This window comes from Methylobacterium sp. P3_A11, from assembly GCF_056403155.1.
The window spans coordinates 1-19,327 of record NZ_JBFUGA010000111.1; the positions used below are offsets into that span (position 1 = coordinate 1).

Annotated in this window: 17 protein-coding genes and 1 pseudogene; 5 read left to right on the plus strand and 13 right to left on the minus strand. The window is 72.7% G+C overall.

The window, feature by feature from the left end:
* The coding region (locus AC1DXK_RS25555) for a hypothetical protein (RefSeq protein WP_477299405.1) at nucleotides 1-283 on the minus strand (283 nt) is incomplete at its 3' end.
* A 268-nt stretch (nucleotides 284-551) separates the two neighbouring features.
* On the opposite strand from AC1DXK_RS25555, the gene AC1DXK_RS25560 reads away from it, so the two are divergent.
* The 3 genes from AC1DXK_RS25560 to AC1DXK_RS25570 are packed head-to-tail and all read left to right on the plus strand — an operon-like array spanning nucleotide 552 to nucleotide 4,269.
* A complete protein-coding gene (locus AC1DXK_RS25560; protein ID WP_457108557.1) occupies nucleotides 552-1,532 on the plus strand; it encodes a GNAT family N-acetyltransferase in 981 nt (326 codons plus the stop codon).
* Nucleotides 1,529-2,860, plus strand: a complete 1,332-nt coding sequence (locus AC1DXK_RS25565) for a lysine N(6)-hydroxylase/L-ornithine N(5)-oxygenase family protein (protein ID WP_457108558.1) — start codon at nucleotides 1,529-1,531, stop codon at nucleotides 2,858-2,860. The genes AC1DXK_RS25560 and AC1DXK_RS25565 overlap by 4 nt, the downstream gene beginning before the upstream one ends.
* The gene (locus AC1DXK_RS25570; RefSeq protein WP_457108559.1) at nucleotides 2,857-4,269 is read left to right on the plus strand and encodes an MATE family efflux transporter; all 1,413 of its coding nucleotides are present in this window, start codon (nucleotides 2,857-2,859) and stop codon (nucleotides 4,267-4,269) included. Before AC1DXK_RS25565 ends, AC1DXK_RS25570 begins: the two co-directional genes overlap by 4 nt.
* Before the next feature lie 24 nt (nucleotides 4,270-4,293).
* Here the strand turns inward: AC1DXK_RS25570 and AC1DXK_RS25575 are convergent.
* Nucleotides 4,294-4,785, minus strand: a pseudogene (locus AC1DXK_RS25575) (sigma factor); the annotation flags it as partial.
* A gap of 353 nt (nucleotides 4,786-5,138) precedes the next feature.
* Between AC1DXK_RS25575 and AC1DXK_RS25580 the strand changes: the two are divergent.
* Nucleotides 5,139-5,534: a DUF3307 domain-containing protein gene (locus AC1DXK_RS25580; RefSeq protein ID WP_457108560.1), complete on the plus strand. Its 396-nt coding sequence runs from the start codon at nucleotides 5,139-5,141 to the stop codon at nucleotides 5,532-5,534.
* 29 nt (nucleotides 5,535-5,563) lie between these two features.
* Here AC1DXK_RS25580 and AC1DXK_RS25585 read toward each other — a convergent pair whose 3' ends face one another.
* Entirely contained in the window at nucleotides 5,564-7,819 is a 2,256-nt protein-coding gene (locus tag AC1DXK_RS25585) for an SLC26A/SulP transporter family protein (RefSeq protein WP_457108561.1), read from the minus strand.
* Nucleotides 7,820-8,148: 329 nt separating this feature from the next.
* Between AC1DXK_RS25585 and AC1DXK_RS25590 the strand changes: the two genes are divergently transcribed.
* Nucleotides 8,149-9,594, plus strand: coding sequence for a hypothetical protein (locus AC1DXK_RS25590; RefSeq protein ID WP_477299406.1), 1,446 nt, complete (start codon nucleotides 8,149-8,151; stop codon nucleotides 9,592-9,594).
* 4 nt (nucleotides 9,595-9,598) lie between these two features.
* Here AC1DXK_RS25590 and AC1DXK_RS25595 read toward each other — a convergent pair whose 3' ends face one another.
* From AC1DXK_RS25595 to AC1DXK_RS25640, 10 genes are all read right to left on the minus strand, one after another.
* The gene (locus AC1DXK_RS25595) at nucleotides 9,599-9,868 is read right to left on the minus strand and encodes a hypothetical protein (protein WP_457108563.1); all 270 of its coding nucleotides are present in this window, start codon (nucleotides 9,866-9,868) and stop codon (nucleotides 9,599-9,601) included.
* 149 nt (nucleotides 9,869-10,017) lie between these two features.
* Nucleotides 10,018-11,193, minus strand: a complete 1,176-nt coding sequence (gene ssuD, locus AC1DXK_RS25600; RefSeq protein WP_457108564.1) for an FMNH2-dependent alkanesulfonate monooxygenase — start codon at nucleotides 11,191-11,193, stop codon at nucleotides 10,018-10,020.
* A 117-nt stretch (nucleotides 11,194-11,310) separates the two neighbouring features.
* Nucleotides 11,311-12,162 (minus strand): ABC transporter ATP-binding protein, encoded by an 852-nt coding sequence (locus tag AC1DXK_RS25605; protein ID WP_457108565.1) that lies wholly within the window; start codon nucleotides 12,160-12,162, stop codon nucleotides 11,311-11,313.
* A complete protein-coding gene (gene ssuC, locus AC1DXK_RS25610) occupies nucleotides 12,162-12,944 on the minus strand; it encodes an aliphatic sulfonate ABC transporter permease SsuC (protein ID WP_457108566.1) in 783 nt (260 codons plus the stop codon). The genes AC1DXK_RS25605 and ssuC overlap by 1 nt, the downstream gene beginning before the upstream one ends.
* Nucleotides 12,944-13,978, minus strand: a complete 1,035-nt coding sequence (locus AC1DXK_RS25615) for a sulfonate ABC transporter substrate-binding protein (RefSeq protein ID WP_457108567.1) — start codon at nucleotides 13,976-13,978, stop codon at nucleotides 12,944-12,946. Before AC1DXK_RS25615 ends, ssuC begins: the two co-directional genes overlap by 1 nt.
* Before the next feature lie 19 nt (nucleotides 13,979-13,997).
* On the minus strand, nucleotides 13,998-14,957 hold the full coding sequence (locus AC1DXK_RS25620; RefSeq protein ID WP_457108568.1) for an aliphatic sulfonate ABC transporter substrate-binding protein: 960 nt from the start codon (nucleotides 14,955-14,957) through the stop codon (nucleotides 13,998-14,000).
* 8 nt (nucleotides 14,958-14,965) lie between these two features.
* A complete protein-coding gene (msuE, locus tag AC1DXK_RS25625; RefSeq protein ID WP_477299407.1) occupies nucleotides 14,966-15,541 on the minus strand; it encodes an FMN reductase in 576 nt (191 codons plus the stop codon).
* Between the two features lie 446 nt (nucleotides 15,542-15,987).
* Nucleotides 15,988-16,350 carry a hypothetical protein gene (locus tag AC1DXK_RS25630; protein ID WP_457108570.1) on the minus strand — a complete coding sequence of 121 codons (363 nt, stop codon included), beginning with the start codon at nucleotides 16,348-16,350 and terminating at the stop codon, nucleotides 15,988-15,990.
* Nucleotides 16,351-16,497: 147 nt separating this feature from the next.
* On the minus strand, nucleotides 16,498-17,538 hold the full coding sequence (locus tag AC1DXK_RS25635; RefSeq protein ID WP_477299408.1) for a sensor histidine kinase: 1,041 nt from the start codon (nucleotides 17,536-17,538) through the stop codon (nucleotides 16,498-16,500).
* On the minus strand, nucleotides 17,525-19,054 hold the full coding sequence (locus AC1DXK_RS25640; protein ID WP_457108572.1) for an ATPase domain-containing protein: 1,530 nt from the start codon (nucleotides 19,052-19,054) through the stop codon (nucleotides 17,525-17,527). The genes AC1DXK_RS25635 and AC1DXK_RS25640 overlap by 14 nt, the downstream gene beginning before the upstream one ends.
* Between the last annotated feature and the right edge of the window lie 273 nt (nucleotides 19,055-19,327).

The following is a 19,327-nucleotide window of genomic DNA, read 5'->3' on the forward strand; positions in this document are numbered from 1 at the left end:
CCGCGACGAGGCGGGCGAGCCGGGCCGGCACGCTCTCGGGGTCCGCGTCCGGCGCCCCCGCGGCCGCACCGGCGGGTTCGGGGGCGTGTGCCGGATCCGCGATCCAGTCCCGCGCCGCCGCGATCCCGCAGGGGCCGTACGCGCGCATCCAGCCGGCGGGCAGCGCGCGCCCGGCCGGCCAGAAGGCGCCGTGCCCGGCCCGGTCGAAGGCCACCACCACCGGACCCCGTGTCCAGTCCTCGGCCCTGTCGGCGATGGCCTCCTGGCCGGCTTGCCTGTCCATCCGCTCGCTCCTGCGCCGCTCCGGGCCTCGAGGAACTGACGGTTGAGGCGCGGTCCCGTTCACGGCGGCGCGCCGGGACCGCCAAGAGCCCGCACGGAACGCCTGAACGCCGGGCGGCCCCATCCGTCAGGGAGGTGCCGGCGACACGCGGGAGACGGGCGGAGGACGGATGACGGACCCTTGGAGGCTGCGGATGCGGGACGACACGCAGGGACGCTCGACGCCGGGACACCCGACGCAGGGACACTTGACGCAGGGAGACTTGGTCGTGGACGGATCCCGGGAGGCGCCGGTGATCCGCCTGGCCGGCCCGGTCGAGCCGGCGGCGGCCGTGGATGCGATCCTGGCGCGCGCCGAGGCGCTCACCGCCCAGGATGCGCGGGTCCTGCGCATCGCCGTCGTGGCCGATCCGGCGACGTCCGGGCGGCTACTCGATCGCGGCGCGGCCCGGCGGACCGGCGACGGGGTCGAGATCCTGCCGGGGCTCCTCTGGCAATGCGCCGGCCGCTGGCTGCCGCAGGGCCGCCCGCCCTTTCCCGAGCTGTTCACCGCCACGGACGGACGCCGCCACCCGCTCCGGCCCGAAACGCCTTCCGGCACGGTCTACGCGCGGGCGATCCCCTGGCTCGACCGGCGCTTGAGCTTTCGCACGGTGACGGAGCCCGGCGACGTCGCCCTGTTCTCCGCGTGGATGAACGATCCCCGGGTCGCCGCGATCTGGCAGGAGACCGGCACCTGCGCGGCGCATGCCGCCTACATCGCCAAGCTCCAGGCCGACCCCGCGACCCTGCCGCTGTTCGGCTGCCTCGACGGGACGCCGTTCGGCTATTTCGAGCTGTACTGGGCACGGGAGAGCCGCCTCGGACCGCTCTACGAATCCGGTCCGTACGACCGCGGCTGGCACGTGGCGATCGGCGAGGCCGCCGTGCGCGGGCGGCCCTATCTGTCGGCCTGGCTGCCGTCGCTGATGCACTACCTGTTCCTCGACGAGCCGCGCACGCAGCGCATCGTCGGCGAGCCGCGGGCCGACCACGCCCAGCAGATCCGGAACCTCCACGCCTCCGGCTTCGCCACGATCGCCACCGTCGACTTCCCCCACAAGCGCGCGGCGCTGGTCGCCCTGACGCGCGAGCACTTCGTCCGCGACCGGCTCTGGGTGCCGGGCGCGGCCGCCGCCGACGCCGCGCCGCGGCCCCCCGCCGTGCCGGCCTGGACCGAGCTTCCGCGCCAACAGGGATGCGAGCGATGACGGATCACCCCGCGACCGACGACATCATCGGCATCGGCTTCGGCCCGGCCAACCTGTCCCTGGCCATCGCCCTGCGGGCCGCGATGGGCGACGGGCCGCCGCGGCCGTCCCTGCGGTTCATCGAGCGGCAGGCGCAATTCGGCTGGCACCGGGCGATGCTGCTGCCCGGGGCCGACATGCAGATCAGCTTCGTGAAGGACCTCGTGTCCCTGCGCGATCCGACGAGCCCGTTCAGCTTCCTCAACTACCTGCACGTGAAGGGGCGGCTCAGCACCTTCCTCAACCTCAAGACGTTCAATCCGTCCCGGGTCGAGTACAACGATTACCTCGCCTGGGCGGCGGACCATTTCTCCGACGCGGTCGCGTATGGCGAGACCGTGGAGGCCGTCCGGCCGGAGGTCCGCGACGGGCGGCTCGCCGCCTTCGTGGTCGAGGCGCGGGACGGCGCCGGGTCGCCCCGCCTGCGCCGCTGCCGGCACCTCGTCGTGGCCGCGGGCGGCGACCCGGCGCTCCCCGCCCCCTTCGCGGCGCACGCGCAGGACCGGCGGCTGATCCACTCCTCCTGGTACCTGCCGGGGATCGCGCAGGCCCTCGGGGCGCCGCGCCTCGACGGGCCGGAGCCCCGCATCCTCGTGGTGGGCGGCGGCCAGAGCGCCGTGGAGATCGCCACCGACCTCGGCGCGCGCTACCCGCGGGCGCTCGTCGACCTCGCGATCCGGGGTCCGGCCCTGAAGCCCGCCGACGACAGCCCCTTCGTCAACGAGATCTTCGACCCCGTCGCCGTCGACCGCATCCACGGCGCCCCGGAACCCGTTCGGGCCGAGCTGATCGCCGCCCACCGGGCCACCAACTACGCGGTGGTCGACGCGGACCTGATCCAGGATTTCTACGCCACCCTCTACGAGCAGACGGTGAGCGGCGTGACCCGCTACCGGCTGCGGCGGAGCACCCGGGTGGTCGCCCTGGAGCCGGCCCCGGAGGGCCTGCGCGCGATCCTGCGCGACGACGTCGACGGGACCGAGGCGCGGCAGAGCTACGCGGCGGTGATCTGCGCCACCGGCTACCAGCGCGCCACCGTGCCGGCGATCCTCGATCCCCTGCGCCCGTTCATGGCCGGCACCAATGCGGACCGGCATTACCGCCTGCCGCTGGCGCGCGCCGAGCCCCGGGTGAGCCTGCATCTCCAGGGCTTCAGCGAGCCGACCCACGGGTTGACCGAGACCCTACTGTCGATCCTGCCGGTGCGGGCCGGCGCCATCGCGCGGACGATCCTCGCCGAGGAGCGGGCGGCCCGGGCGGCGATCCGGTCCGCCGCGGCGGTCCCGTGAGGCGGCCGGTCGATCTCGACCGGGACGCGGTCGTCGCCGTCATCCTGCGGCTGTCGGGGCCGGCGATCCTCGGCATCTCGGCGCATGCGCTGCAGATGCTGGTCAACGCCTGGTTCGTGGCCGATCTCGGCGCGGCCGCGATCGCCACCATCGCCATCGCGTACCCGGTCACGCTGCTGGTGGCGGCGCTCGGCTACGGGGCCGGGATCGCGGCGGCCTCGCAGGTCGCCCGCGCCCTCGGGGCCGGGGATCGCGACCGCGCCGCGGCCTCCGCCGGCCTCGGCTTCTGGCTGAGCCTGCCGGCCGGCCTCGCCGTCACGGCCGCGATCGCGGCCGACACGCCGTTCTGGCTGCGCCTCCTCGGCGCCGACGCCGCCCTCGCCGCGCAGGCCGCGCCCTACACGGCGCTCGCCACGATCGGCACCGCGCTGATGCTGGTGATGATCGTCGGCGGCTTCATCGTGCGCGCCCAGGGCCATGCGCGCCTCAGCGGCGCCGTCATGGTCGGCAGCTTCGGCCTCAACATCCTGCTCGACGCGGTGCTCATCCGGGTCTGCGGCCTCGGCACCGTCGGTGCCGGCTGGGCGGCGATCGGCGCGCAACTCGCGGGGGCGGCCGCCTACGGCGTGCATTTCGCCCGGGCGCGGGGACCGGACCGGGTATCGTTCCGCTGGCCCGGCGGCCGGATCGGACGCCGAGCCTTCACCGAGGCCCTGACGCTCGCCGTGCCGGCCACCGGCTCCAGCCTGCTCGCGGCCTTCGCGATGGCGCTGTTCGTGGAGGCGGCGGCCCCCTACGGCGACGCCGCGGTCGCCGCGCAGGGCATCGCCCTTCGGCTGACCCTGGTGGCGGCGCTGCCGCTCCTGGGGACGATGGCGGGCGCCCAGGCCGTCCTCGGCCATGCCGCCGGCGCCGGCCGCCGGGACCGGCTGCACCGCGCCCTCGTCTTCGTGCTCGCCGCCGCCCTCGCCTACGGGCTCGTCGTCGGCGGGCTGATGATCGCCTGGGCCGAGCCCCTCGCGGGCCTGTTCGCGCAGGATCCGGCGACCGCCCGGGAGGGAGCGCGCGCCACCGCGCTCTTCGCCATCGCCTTCATGCCGGTTGGCCTACAGCTCACGGCCGCGACCCTGTTCCAGGCGATCGGCGCGCCGCGCCGGGCCGCGGCCGTGTCGCTGGCGGCGCAGGGGCTGGCGCTGATCCCGCCGCTCCTGATCCTGCCGCCGCTCCTCGGCTATGCGGGGGTGCTCGCCAGCCGGGTCGCGGCCGAGTTCCTGGCCGACGGGCTCGGCCTGGCGCTGCTGCTGGCCTGGGGCCTCGGCGCGCGCCGGGCAGGCGGCGCATCGCCGGTCGAGGGCCGCGAGGCAGTGCAGGTGGCCGCGGCGCACGAGGCCGCACACCAGGGCGCGTGAGACCCCGAGCCGGGCCGCGATCTCGATCTGCGGCACGCCCTCGACCCGGTGGAGCCGGAAGGCCGTGCGCACCGGCTCCGGCAGCTCGGCCACCGCGGCCGCCACCTGCCGCAGGGATTCGCGGGACGCGGCCGCTGCCTCCGGGGTCCCAAGGCCGGTATCGGCGGGGTCGGGGGCGGCGTCGAGGCCGGTGAACAGGCGCCGCTCGAAGCCCTGCCGCCGGGCGCGGTCGAGGGCGAGGTTCCTCACCATCCGCCCGACATAGGCGGCCTGGACCGCGTCGGCGGCCTCGGGCGGATCCGCGATCAGCCGGAGCAGCACGTCCTGGACGACGTCCTCGGCCTGGGCCGGGCAGCCGAGGATCCGGCGCGCGCTCGTCAGATAGCCGGCGCGATGGCGCTCGAACGCCGCGAGGTTCCAGGATCCGCCGGGCGGCTGCCGGCCAAGCCCGCATACCGCGGGCGCCGCGATCCTCTGGCCGGAGATGCCGGCATCGCAATTCCGGGCCGCCACCATCCCGCTCACAATGTCCCGCCCGCGCGGTTCGCGCAGGCCGGAGGGCTATCATGGGTTTGTTTTGTGCGCCAACGTCTATCTTCATGAATTGGAATGATTAAAACTTACGAGATCCGCTCGTGATCGCTGGAATATGAGAGAACAACATGGCGTACTATACGCTGCGGGTATCAACATCTTCCGTCTGTCTGACGAGGAGCCGCGGCATCTGGAAACGGGCCGACCGGGGGCATTGGATTTCGGCCCGCGCCAGGGCCGGACGGTGCGTGTATGCTCGCCCTGGTCGATTCGGAGCGCGGTACGCGGATCCGAATCCGTCCCCGCAGGATCGCGGCAGGAGAAGCAGGGCCGCGATGCCGTCCGTCGATACGCTCGTCCCGGTGGGTGCCTTCGCGCTGCTGGTCTTCGCGTTCGAAGTGAAACACCTCGCGGCGGATTTCTTCTTCCAGACGAACTGGATGGCGCAGGGCAAGCAGCGGCCGTCAGGCTGGCTCGCCCCGCTCTGCGCCCATACCGGCCTGCACGGACTCGGTACGCTGCTGATCGCCCTCGCGGTGCAGCCGGCCTTGTGGTGGCTGGCGCTCGTGGACTTCGCGATCCACACGGCGATCGACCGCGGCAAGGCGCTGGCCGGCCAGAGGATGCGCCTGCCCCCCACGGATGCCCGGTTCTGGTGGCTGGTCGGCATCGACCAGTTCCTGCATCAGGTCACCCATCTCGGGCTCGCCGTGATGCTGGCGGCGGCCTGATCCCGCGGGACGGCGCGCCGCCGGGCGCGTCACTGCATCTCCGCCTCGAGGAGGCGATTCGTGTCCGAGACCTTGCCGGCGAGCTCCAGGATCAGGAAGCGCTGGAAGGTGAGGGCGAGGTCGGGGCGCTCCCGCTCCATGCGGGCGAGGGCGGCGCGGTCGACGCCGACCACCCGGCAGGGGCTCTCGGCGATGGCCGTGGCGGTGCGCCGGCCGCCCTGGACCAGCGCGATCTCACCGATCACCGTGCCTGCCGTGGTCGTGCGCAGGCGCAGGTTGCCGCGGCCGGGCACCTCCATCTCGATGGAGACGAGGCCCTTCTCCAGGAAGTAGAGGGCGTCGGCCGCCTCCCCCTGGCGCATCAGCGCCTCCCCCGCCGCGAGTTCGCGGACGGTGAGATACGGGGCGAAATCCTCCGGCCCGAACGGGCGGCCCAGCCGATCGGCCATATGCCGGGCGAAGCGGGCGACCTCCCCCGGGCCGGCGCCGCCGGCCTCCGCCAGCAGCAGCGACTCGGCTTCGCGCAGGGCCTCGTCCAGGGTGTCGCGGATCCGGAATCGCGGGTCGGCGGTGAGGCCGTTGCGGGTGATCTGCAGGCGCGCCGCCGGCTCGAGATGGACCAGCAGCACGTCGAAGCCCCGCTGCTCGGCGAGCTGGCCGACCTTGCGGAACGCGATCAGCGCCGAACTGTCGAGCCCGACGGTCTCGCGGAAGTCCAGGATCAGGACCCGCAGATCCCCGGTCTCCGCTGCGGCCCGGCGGTGGATCGCCTGCGCGTTGAGGAAGAACAGGTAGCCCTGCAGGGTGTAGATCCGGGTCCGGCCACCGGCCGCCGCGAGCCGGGCGGCCGCGTCGGGACCGCGGATGACGCTGCTGCGCCGGTCCGTCCCCGAGAGCGACCGGCGGATCGCGCCGATCTGTCCGTACTGGACCCCGAAGATCAGGATCGCCAGCAGGACGCCGACCAGGAAGCCCGTGGTGGCCCCGAAGAACGCGGTGGCGGCGCACACGACCAGGGCGATGGCGATCTCCCAGCCCGGAAGGGTCCGGCAGGCGACGTTCAGGTTGAACAGCAGCCCGACGCCGATGGCGATCAGGGCGCCGCCGGCCAGCGGGCGGGGCAGCAGCGCCAGAGGGCTCGCGCCGACGATGAGCAGCGCCGCCATGACGGCGAGCGTCAGCCACCAGCCGAGCCAGTGGCCGCCGCCGATATTGTGCAGCAGGAGCGTGGAGGTCCGGCCGAAGCCCATCGCGGAGCTGCCGAACAGGCTGCCGACCATGTTGGTGGCGCCGGAGGCGACGAACAGCCGGTCGATGTCGAGGTCGCGCCGGATCTCCAGCTCGACGCTCACCACGTAGAGGATCTGGATGATCACCGCCACGACGACCAGGGTGGCGATCTTGGGCCAGATCGGCAGGAGCAGGTGCGGATCGAAGGCCGTGAGGCTGCCGATGGCGGGCAGGCGCAGCAGGGTTCCCGTCGGCAGCGGCTCGATGAGCCAGCCCGCGGCCTGCCCGGTGGCGACGCTGGTGCCCGTCCAGGCGAGCCCGAGATGGACCACGGCGAGGCTCGACAGGATGACCGCCGGATAGGTCCCCCAGTGTCGGACGATCCGAGGCAGGTAGAAGGCGCAGAACCCGATGCCGAGCGTCAGGGCGATGCGCGCCAGCGCCCCGGCGTCGATCCGGCCCGGATCGAGGCTCGCGGGGTCGACGGCGCGCAGAAGGGCCGCCAGCGGGTCGTCGACATGGCCGCCGATCTGCACGCCGCTGCGCAGGAACAGCAGCCCGACGCCGCCGAGGAAGCCGGCGAGCACAGGATAGGGCAGGAGCTGCACCAGCAGGGAGGCCCGGAGGGTGCCGAGCAGCGCGAAGACCAGTCCGGTGGCGAAGGTCGACACGCCGCAGGCGACGAGGACGAGCTGGCCGACCGTCTCCGGATCGGTCACGCCCGCGGCTTCCAGCTGCCCGGCGACGCCCGCGGCGATCGCGGCCTGCACGATCGCGGCCGCGCCGATGAAGGAGAGCGAGATCCGCGCGGTCCGGCGGAGCGCGATGAAGACGAGGCTGCCCAGCACATAGGCCGCGAGGAGCCCCGACAGGCCGGCGGCGCGGCTCTCCGCCAGCGGCCCCGCGAAGATGAGCTGGGAGTAGCTGATGAGGTCGAGGAGCAGCACCATCACGGTCACGGCCGCAGCGGCGGCGATGCGCGCCCCGCGCAGCATGGCCTCGCGGCCGCCGGCCCGGGAGGCGGTCCCGGCGGAGGTCAGGTCGGTGGTCGTCATCGGCACGGCCTCCACATCGTGAAGTCTCCGGGGCGGCCGAGACAGGTTCCCGCCAGTCGCGCGGGCCGATCATCACGGGGCCGCAGGACTGACAGTTCGGCCGCGCCTGTCCTGACCTGATGGCGGCCACGGGCTTAAATTATCGTGCAGGTTTGAGGCTCTCCGAAGCCAGCATCGGTACGGGTGGTGGGCGATGGAACCCGGGTGAGACCTGCGGGCGACGCCGCCGTCTGGTCCTGGCCGGCGCGCGGGTCGGCGTCCGGCATCCGGGATGCGATCCTGGACGGCGCGCCCGCACCTGTTAAGCGGACGGCGCCCAGGAGTCGCCGATGACCGCACCGATCCGACCCACCCGTCCCGCCTTCGCGGCGCTGCTGCTCGCCGGCTTCGCCGGGTCCGCCCGCGCCGCGGATGCGCCGTCGATCGCCTGGCCCGAGCCCGGTGGCCGGGCGACGATCAGCCGGCCGTTCAAGGGATCGCCCCTCGCCGTCGGCGTCTCGTCCCGGACCGCGGGCGCCATCGACAGCCTCACCTGGGGCGGCACGCAGTTCATCAACGCCCGCGACCACGGCCGCGAGCTGCAATCGGCCGCCGCCTTCGACGGCTACGGGGAGTGCCTGAACCCCACGGAGGCCGGCAGCGATGCCGACGGCACCGGTTCGCGCAGCACGAGCCTGCTCACCGCCCTTCAGGTCGGCGCTGACACGCTCGAGACCCGGTCCCAGATGGCCTACTGGGTCGCGCCCGGGGCGACGACCGGCAATTGCCCGAAGGGTCCCGGCCCCCATGCCGGGTCGCGCTCCAACGACGTCCTGGCCAAGCGCGTCACCCTCGGCGCCGAGGGCGTGGCCAACGCCATCGCCTACCGCGCCACCTACGTCACCGCCGAGCCGCATGCCTCCGCGACCTTCGAGGCGGCCACCGCCTACATGCCGCCCGACTTCGCGCAGTTCTGGAGCTACGATCCGGCGACGGGCCACGCCGCGCCGCTCTCGGCGGGGCCGGCCGAGCAGGGCGTGCCGGTGATCCTGGCCAATGCCGACGGATCCCGGGCCATGGGCGTGTACAGCCCCGCCCTCCCCCAGCCGGCCGTGCCGAACGCGGGCTACGGCCGGTTCAACTTCGCGACCCTGCCCGGCCCCGGCAACGCGACGGTGAAGTGGAACTGCGTCTTCCGCGAGAACAATGTCCCGGCCGGGGCACACAGCTACACCTGCTACGTGGTGGTCGGCACGCTGGAGGACGTCAAGGCGGGGATCGCGGCCCTGCGGACGGCGCTGGCCGGCGGCCGGGCCGCCCAAGCGCCGCAGGCCACGATCGCGCCGCAGGCCACGATCGCGCCGCAGGCCACGATCGCGCCGCAGGCCACTACGGCGCCGCAGGCCGCGATCGCGCCGCCCCCGGCCGCCCGGGAGCCCGGTACGGCGCTCTATGTCGGGACGCAGGGCGGATGCAACGCCGGCGAGGTGACGATCGATCCCGGATACAAGGGCTGCGCCACGGCGCCGATCGGCGCCACGCTGGCGCGATCGGGTGCCCCAGGCGACCCGCCCGTCTATGTCGGCACGGCGGCCGGGGTGGATGCGGGACTCGTCACCAGCAATCCCCGCCATCTCGATGCCGGCACGCGGCCGATCGGCTACCTCGCGCGGCCCGGATCCGGGGGCACGCCCCTCTATGTCGGGACGCAGGCGGGGTGCAATGCCGGGGTGGTCTCGACCAACCCGGCGCATCTCGGCTGCAGCGGCGCGCCTCTGGGCGTCGCCGTGCGGTGACGGATCAGCGCGCCTCGCTGACGCGCTTGGTCGCCCGCTGCTCCTTCTTGTAGGCGGTGATCGCTGCCGAGCAGTTGGGCGAGAGCTTCTTGAGATTGGCCTTGAAGCAGGCCTCGACCTCCGGGCCGCCCGGGGCGTAGGCGCTGCAGTAATCCATGTAGTCGCCGGTGCAGTATTGCTTGAGCGCGTCGCGGGCCGGGGATGGCGCCGCGAAGGCCGCGGCGGGGCCGAGGCACAGACCGATGGCCAGGAGGGCCGTCTTGGTCGAAGTCATCGATATCCTTCGCTCGTCCAGGCCGCGCGAGCGCGCCGCGCAGCGATGGGCGGGGCGGATGGACGCCAAGGATGGCGTCACCATGACATCCGAACAATCCGGATGCAGATCAGCCATGCTCGATCGTGCCGGCCGGGCCGATCTCCCGGTCAGTGCGCCCCGACGCGGCGGGCCGGCACGAGGTCGTTGGCGATGATCTCGCCGAACGGGCCGTCATTGCGGGCATTGCCCACCGGCCGGCCCGTGGTGGCGCGCAGGGGCAGCTTCGGGAAGACCAGTTCGGCGAAGCGGTAGGCCTCCTCCAGGTGCGGATAGCCCGAGAGGATGAAGCGGTCGATCCCGAGATCGATGTATTCCTTCATCCGGTCGGCGACCTGGTCGGCCGAGCCGACCAGGGCCGTGCCGGCGCCGCCGCGCACGAGGCCGACGCCGGCCCAGAGGTTCGGGGCCACCACGAGCCTGTCGCGGCTGCCGCCGTGGAGGGCCATCATGCGGCTCTGTCCGATGGAATCCTGCCGCTTCAGGGTCTCCTGCGCCTTGGCGATGGTGGCGTCGTCGAGCTTCGAGATCAGCGTCTCTGCGGCGTCCCAGGCCGCGGCCTCGGTCTCGCGGGCGATCACGTGCAGGCGGATGCCGTACGAGAAGGTCTTACCCTTCGCCTCGGCGGCCTGCCGGGCGGCGGCGATCTTCTCGGCGACCTGCGCCGGGGGCTCGCCCCAGGTGAGGTAGACGTCGCAATGCTCGGCCGCGACCGCCATGCCGGCGGGCGAGGAGCCGCCGAAATAGAGCGGCGGATAGGGCTTCTGCACCGGCGGGAAGATCACCCGGCCGTTCTCGGTGCGCAGGTGCTCGCCCTGGAACGTCACGGTCTCGCCCGCGAGCAGGCCGCGCCAGATCGTCAGGAACTCGTCGGTGACGGCGTAGCGCGCGTCGTGGGACAGGAACACGCCGTCGCCGGCGAGTTCCACCGGATCGCCGCCGGTGACGACGTTGATCAGGAGGCGCCCGTCCGAGATCCGGTCGAGGGTCGCGGTCATGCGGGCGGCCGCGGAGGGCTCCATCAGGCCCGGCCGCACCGCCACGAGGAAGCGCAGGCGCTTGGTCAGCGGGGCCAGCGCCGAGGCGACGATCCAGGAATCCTCGCAGGAGCGCCCCGTGGGCAGGAGCACGCCGTAATAGCCGAGTTCATCCGCGCCCTGGGCGATCTGGCGGAGGTAGCCGAGCGAGACCTCGCGGGCGCCTTCCTGAGCGCCGAGATAGCGCCCGTCGCCGTGGGTCGGCAGGAACCAGAGGACGTCGGCGCGCCCGTCATTGGCTGCGGTCATCGGAATCTCCTGTGCGGCCCGGGGGGCGGATGCGGAAAAGCCGGATCCGACTGTGCGTGTCCGGCGATCGTCGAGAGCGAGGGCGGGCCGCCGTGTCCGGGAAACGGCGGCCTGCGGTCAGGGGGTCGGCTGCGATCCGAGCAGGTGATCGAGGATGCGGCCTTCGAGGCGGGCGAGATCCGGATCCCCGCGCCGGCGCGGGCGCGGCACGTCGACCCGCAGATCGAGGGCGATCCGCCCGGCTTCCACCACGAGGATCCGGTCGGCCAGCGCCACTGCCTCGGCGACGTCGTGGGTCACGAGCAGCGCCGTGAAGCCCTGCGCCCGCCAGATCCGCTCGATCAGGTCCTGCATGCCGATCCGGGTCAGGGCGTCGAGGGCGCCGAGCGGCTCGTCGAGGGCGAGCAGGCCCGGCCGGCTCACCAGCGCCCGGGCCAGCGCCACGCGCTGGCGCTGGCCGCCCGACAGGGTCGCGGGCCACTGTCCCGCCTTGTCGCCGAGCCCGACCTCGGCGAGGGCCGCCAGTGCCCGCTCGCGGCGCTCGGCCCGGGAGCCGAGGCCGGACAGGCCGACCGCGACGTTGTCGACGACCCGCGCCCAGGGCAGCAGGCGCGGCTCCTGGAACATGATCCGCATCGGCGGCTCGGACCGGCGGGGCGACGTCGCCGGCCCTTCCAGGTCGATCCGGCCGCCGGTGGGCGTCTCCAGCCCGAGGATCAGGCGCAGCAGGGTGCTCTTGCCGCAGCCGGAGCGGCCGACCACCGCGGTGAACCCGCCGGCCGGCAGGAACAGGTTCAGGCCCTCGATGACGGCGGTGCCGTCGAAGCTCTTGTGCAGGTCGCGGACGGTGACAGCGATCCCGCGCCGGCCGAGCTCCGTGGGCGCCCGCATCGGCGCGGGACCAGCCGCCTGACGGGGCTCGGAGACCGGATCGGGACGCGCCTCGCGGCGGACGGCGTCGCGCAGCATCAGGCGCTCCTGTAGGCAGGATTCCAGGCGAGGCAGGTGCGCTCGAGCTGGCGGGTCAGGGCGTCGGCGAGCTTGCCGAGGCCCGCGTAGATCAGGATCGCCAGCACCACGACGTCGACCAGCATGAACTCGCGCGCCTGCATGGCCATGTAGCCGAGCCCCGACGAGGCGGAGATCGTCTCGGCGACGATCAGCGTCAGCCACATGATCCCCAGGCCGTAGCGCAGGCCGACGAAGATCGACGGCAGGGCGCCGGGCAGCACCACCCGGGTGAACAGCGCCGTGCGGGACATGCCGTAGACCCGGCCCATCTCGACGAGCCCCGGATCCACCGAGCGGATCCCGTGCAGGGTGTTGGCGTAGATCGGGAAGAACACGCCCAGCGCCACGAGGAACAGCTTGGCCTCCTCGCCGATGCCGAACCACAGGATCACCAGCGGGATCAGCGACAGGTGGGGCACGTTGCGCACCATCTGCACCGAGGTGTCGGTGAGCCGCTCCGAGACGCGCGACAGGCCGTTGGCGAGGCCCAGTGCGAAGCCGATGCCGCCGCCGACCACGAAGCCCGCCAGCGCCCGCAGGGTGCTGACCCCGAGATTGGTCCAGAGTTCCCCGGTCCGCCCGGCCTCCCAGCCGGCCCGGACCACGTCGAGGGGCGCCGGCATGAACCGGTTGGAGACGAGCCCGGCCGAGACCGCGCCCTGCCAGCCGAGGAGGATCGCGGCCGGCAGGAGCCAGGGCAGGGCCGTGTCGCGCAGGCGGTCGACCGTGACGGGGCGCATCACCGGTTCTCCGTCCTGTTCTCGGCCCGGTTCTCGGCTCTGCGCTCGGGCTGCGTCCAGACCGCGTCGGCGACCCGGATCGGCTTCGGCAGGAGGCCGAGGCCGTGAAAGGCGTCGGCGACCCTCTGCTGGTCGGCGACCGCCGCGGCGTCGAGGGGCGCGACGCCGTAGGATAGCCGCCCGAGGGCGACGCTGAGGACCGGCGCGGGGATGCCCACCGCGGGGGCGAGTTCCGCCGCCACGGCGTCGGCATGGCCCTCCGCCCAGGCATCGACCTCCCCGATCGCCCGGATCACGGCCGACACGATCTCGGGGCTCGCGTCGGTGAAGCCGCGCCGGGAGAGGTAGAACTGGCGGTTGGGGGCGAGCCCCTGCCCGTCGGCCAGGACCCGGGCGCCCGTGGCGCGCTCGGCGGCGGCGAGATACGGATCCCAGATCGCCCAGGCGTCGACGGAGCCGCGCACGAAGGCGGCGTTGGCATCCGCCGGCGCCAGGAACGCGAGCTTCACCGCATCGTAGGGCAGGCCGGCCTGCTCCAGGGCGCGCACCAGCAGGAAGTGGACGTTGGAGCCCTTGTTGAGGACGATGGTCCGGCCGCGCAGGTCCGCGACGCTGCGCACCGGGCTGTCCCGGGGCACGAGGATCGCCTCGCCCCGCGGCGCCGGTGGCTCGGTGGCGACGTAGCGCAGCTCCGGGCTCGCTCCTTGCGCGAAGATCGGCGGGGCCTCGCCGGCCGAGCCGAAGTCGATCGCCCCGGCATTCAGCGCCTCCAGGAGCGGCGGCCCGGACGGGAATTCCGACCACGCCACCGTGAGGCCGAGCGGCTGGAGCGCCCTCTCAAGGGTGCCGCGGCCCTTGAGCAGCACCAGGGAGCCGTATTTCTGGTAGCCGATCCGAAGGCTGCCCGCGGCCCGTGCGGGGCGCAGCATCGCGGCCGCCGCGAGGCCGAGCCCRGCGGACAGGAGCAGGCGTCGGTTCGGCGCCGGTCCGTCGGACGGCGGCAGGGTCAGGGGGCGGGGCGTGCGGTCGGTCATGGAGCGTGAGCCGGGGTTCTCAGCCGTTGCGAGCGGGCGCCGTCCAGACCGCGTCGGCGATGCGGATCGGCTTCGGGATCAGCTTCAGGGCGTGGAAGCGGTCGGCGATCGCCTGCTGGGTGGCGGCGACGCGGTCGGTCATCGGGCCGATCACGTAGTCGGTGCGGTCCACCGCCCGCCGGGTCGCGGCCAGCGGCACGCCCGTGCCCTGCGACAGGAGTTCCGCCACCGCGCCGCGGTTCTGCGTGCACCACGCGGCCACCGCGCCGAGCGCCTCGATCACCGCGGCGAGCACCGGGGCGCGGGTCTCCGCGAAGGGGCGGCTCGCCAGGAAGAAGTTGTTCTGCGGGGTGATGTCGGTGGCGCGCGCCAGCACCCGCACCCCCTCCCCGGCCTCGGCGATGGCGAAGTACGGGTCCCAGATCGTCCAGGCGTCGATGCTGCCCCGGGCGAAGGCCGCCGCGGCATCGGCGGGAGCCAGGGTCACCGGCGCGATGTCGGCGTAGCCCAGGCCGGCCTTCTCCAGCGCCGCAATGGTCAGGTTGTGCGCGCTCGACGCCTTGGCGAAGGCGACCCGCCTGCCCTTGAGGTCGGCGAGGCTCCGGATCGTGGAGTCCTTCGGCAGCAGGATTCCCGCACCGGAACCGCCGGCCTCCTGGGCGGCCGCGTAGACGAGATTCGCGCGCGCGGCCTGCGCGAAGATCGGCGGTGCGTCGCCGGTCTGCCCGAAGTCGATCCCGTCGAGCGACAGGGCTTCCAGCAGCGGCGGCCCGAAGGAGAACTCGACCCAGCGCACGCTCTGGCCGAGGGGCTCCAGGCGCTTCTCGATGATCCCCTGCTGCTTGGCGACGACCAGGATGCCGTTCTTCTGGTAGCCGATCCGGACCACGCCGGATTCGGCCGCCCGGGCGCCCCGGACCAGGGCCGGCGCGATTGGCAGGGCCGCCAGGGCGGCCAGCAGGGTGCGGCGGTCGAGCATCGCCCGGCTCACTCGGCGGCGGCCAGGACGAGGGGCGCGGCGGAGGCCGACCGGTGCACGAGCAGCGCGGCGAGCTGCCCGCCGGCTTCGGCGGCGCGGGCGCGCACGCCGGCCTCGGTGAGCACGCCGTCGCTGAAATCGGGGTCGGAGGCGTAGACGGCCGTCGGGATCTGGAGGGCGCCGAAGAAGCCGAAGAGCGGCCGGAAGGCGTGCTCGACCACGAGGGCATGGCGCGCGCCGCCGCCGGTGGCCACGATCGCCACGGGCTTGCCGGCCAGCGCCCCCGGATCGACGAGGTCGAACAGGTGCTTGAACAGGCCGGTATAGGCGCCCTTGTAGACCGGCGAGCCGACCACGAGCCCGTCCGCCTCCTCGATGGCCGCGAGCACGCTCCGGGCTTCCGGCGCGAGCTGGTCACGGGTCCAGGCGGCACCGAGGCCCGTGCCGGCATCGACGAAGTCGAGGATCCGCGCGTCGAKGGGCGCCCGGGCGCCCGCCTCGCGCAGCACCGCGTCCACCAGGGTCCGGGTCTTGGACGGCCGCTGCACGTTCGCGCTCAGCCCGACGAGTCTCGGTCGTGTCATTCCGGATGCCTTGATGCGGGACAGGATGACGGGCCACCCCGATCACGAAGAGCGGAGGTTGCGCGGCCGGACATCCAAACAGGCCACTAGAATTGAAGGCCCCATCCCCCGCCGTCAATGAAACGGCGTTCCCAATTGCTGCGGTATCGAAAAATGTTCTGCTCGCAATCGGGTCATTCGAGCGCAGTTTTATCTCGAGCGCCGCACGCGCGGGCGGTCATGTCTTGAGATCTGCTGGTGCGGTACGGTGAGGATCGGAGTTTTATTCCCGGACTGCCACGAACGCGAGAAGATCCGTTTCGAAATCCGCGGACGTGTGGAGGCGAATCCCCGATCCGGTCAGGCCGGCCGGTGAACGAGCCGATGGGCGCACCCGCACCATCGTCACCGCTCCGGTCATGGCGCCGCGGCCAGCCCGAACGGGTCCGAGCCTGCCGGCACGGTGCCTATCTGCGGGCGAGGAGATGCAGCACGCGACCGTCCTCGCCGTACTTGTCCCACGCCTGTGCGCAGGCCTCCTCGGGGCGATCGCGGAACTGCGCCCGCTCCGCATCCAGATCCTGCTGCAACGCAACCGAGCGTTTCTTCGTGAAGAAATCGGCATGGTTGAGGTGGTTCTCGCGGGAGAACTGGCGGAATCGCTCCGTGTCGATCCGGACGTCCGGACAGTTCCGGGCCGCCAGATCGGCCTCGATTCCCGGACGCAGCGCCGGGCTGTCCGTCTGGAGCGCAGATCGCCGGGCTTCGGCCCAGGTTCCGAACGCGGCCCAGGCCAAGAGGGCCGCCAGGAGAGGTGCAAACTGTTTCATCGAACGACATGCCGCTGTGACGCGACATTCCAAATCTCGCACCTGCGATAGGTTCGAGCGGAGCGGTCTGTTGCAACACACGTCTGTGTGACAGCACACATCCAGGGCGCCCCGCCCGGCGCGGCCCCGTTCGAAGACCCGGTGCGGTCAGTAGGCCGGGACGACGCGCGTCTCGGGCAGCGGGGCGCGCATGGTGAAATGCAGGCCGGCCGGCTGGAAATCGAAGGCGATCTCCGCCTCGCACTGGACCTTGAGGACGCGCTGCAGGAGCGTCGAGCCGAAACCCTTCCGGGTCGGCGTCCCCGTGGCCGGCCCACCCCGCTCGGTCCAGGCGAGATGGAGCATGCGCGCGGCCGGCGTCTGCTCGACCTCCCAGCGGATCCGGATCCGGCCCTCCGGAACCGACAGGGCGCCGTGCTTGGCCGCATTCGTCGTCAGCTCGTGGATGGCCATGCCGGTCGGGACCGCGAGGTCGCCCATCAGGTCGACCTGGGGGCCGTCGAGCTGGATGCGGGAGCCCTCGACGTCGTTGTAGGGGCCCAGTTCGTTCATCAGCATCTCGCGCAAGGGCGCCTGCTGCCAGTAATCCTCCGTCAGGAGATTGTGGGTCTTGGCCAGCGAGATTACCCGCGCCGAGAACGACGCGTAGAACGCGTCGACGCTGGTGGCGGACCGGGCCGAGGCCCCGAGGAGCGCCTGGACCGTCGCCAGGGTGTTCTTCACCCGGTGATGCAGCTCGCGGATCAGGAGCGCCTGCCGCTCGGTCGTCCGCTCGCGTTCCTCGAGATAGGCCCGCGCCTCGAGCTGCCGACGCTTGGCGCGATGGGCGGCGCGGGCCGCCATGACCAGCGTCGCCGGATGGAACGGGCGCTCCAGCACGTTCACGTTGCCCAGCAGGTCGGTCAGCTGCGCGTTGGGTTCGGCGCCTCGCAGGCGCAGGAGGATGAACGGGAAATCGGACCACGGCGGCTGCGCGGCGATCCACGCTGCCAGCGCTTGCCGGTTCGAGGACAGCAGCGCCTCCTCGGTGAGGATCGCGCAGGCCGCCATGTCCAGCCGGGAGACCACCTCCGCGAAGCTGCCGCAGACCTGCGACGCGATCCGCTCCTCGCCGAGGATGGTCGCGGCGACGACGGCGTCGCGGCCACCCGGCGTGAAGATCAGAACCGGCGGTTCAGCCTCGGTCATCAGCCATGCGGGTGGACAAGTCAGTCATGCGGGTGGGCAAGAGTGATGAGCCCTTACCTTCGTATGTCGGGACGCCGGTCATGATCCCTCTGAACGCGCTGAGCGGTTCGCCAACGCGGATCCCACCGGAGTCGATCCGCAATTCACGGATCGCGTCCTCGTGGCTGCCGGTCCGCTTCTTCACGACGGAGATCGCGCGGCGCAGACGCCCGTCCGCCTCGAAGATGCGGAACAGCAGAATCGTGTCGCTGAGATAGGTCAGGTCGACATGCGCACCCATCGCGCCGATCATGCCGTGCTGCGCCAGCACCAAGAGGCTGATGACGCCCTGCTGGTTCAGGTAGGTCAGCAGCTCATGCATCTGCAGGAGCAGGTGATTCTCCTCCGGCATGGCGTTGTGGTAGCCGGTCAGGGAATCGATCACGACCGTCGTGACGCCCCGACGCTCCACCGAATCCTGCACGATGTCGGCGAGTTCCCCGGGCGAGACCTCCGCCGGATCGATCTGTTCGACCCGGAGATCGCCGGAGGCGATCACGGCGTCAAGCGGCATGCCAAGGCCGCGCGCCCGTCGGCGCAGCACGCCCGTGGTCTCGTCGAAGCTGAGGATCAGGGCCTTCTCGCCGCGGGCGATCGCCGCGGTGATGCAGGTGAGCGCCACCGTCGACTTGCCGACGCCGGACGGGCCGATCAGCATCGTGCTGGTCCCGCGGTCGACGCCGCCACCGAGCAGCAGGTCGAGTTCGGGGCTACCCGTGCTGCACTGGTCGTCCGTGACGGTGCCGAGATGCTCGGCCGCGACGAGCCGCGGGAACACCGTCAGGCCGCCGCGCCGGATGACGTAATCGTGGAACCCGCCCCGAAACGCCGTGCCGCGCATCTTGATCACCCGCAGCCGCCGCCGTTCGCCTCCGTAGAGCGGCGCGAGCTGCTCCAGCCGGATCACGGCATGGCTGAGGCTGTGCAGGTTCAGGTCGTCGGCCTCGGCGGTCAGGTCGTCGAGGAGGAGCGCCGTGGTGTTCTGGATCAGCAGGAAGCTGCGCAGGGCGTGGACCTGCCGGCGGTAGCGCAGCGACCCCTGCGAGAGCAGCCGGATCTCCGACAGGCTGTCGAAGACGACGCGCTGCGGCTTGGACCGCTCGATCGCGGCGATCGCCATGCGGACGGTCTCGCCGAGCTCGAGATCGGAGGTATGGACGAGGCTCTGCTGCTGGCCCGGGTCGAGGCTCAGTTCCGGCGCGACGAGCTCACAGATCTCGACGCCGTCGAGGGTCCAGCCGTGGCGCGCCGCGACGTTCAGGAGCTCCCGCCGGCTTTCCGAGAGCGTGATGTACAGGCAGCGCTCGCCGCGCTTCACCCCGTCGAGCAGGAACTGCATCGCCAGCGTCGTCTTGCCGGACCCGGGCCGCCCTTCGATGAGGTGCGAGCGTCGGGACGCGTAGCCGCCGGCCAGGATGTGGTCGAGGCCGACCACCCCGGTGGAGACCGGCGCCGCGTCTTGATCGGTCACTGCCATGTCCAAGGTCTCTGCCGTCGTGTGACGGGCGGGGGAGCCCGTCGACCGGGTCGCGGAAGGCGGGGCTCGGTCTCGTACACGAAGGCGCGCGCAGGGTGAAATGCCGGTGCCCGCCCGGTCCTGCCGGTCGCGCCCCGCGGCACTGCCGTGACATCGGTCCCGCCACGCGGAGGCGGCGCGCGATCTCGCCGCCTCCGGTTTCACGCCTTTCGCACGGGACCCGGCGGCCGCGGCGCGCGACGCCGGAGGACCGCTGCCGCACCGGCGCAGGCG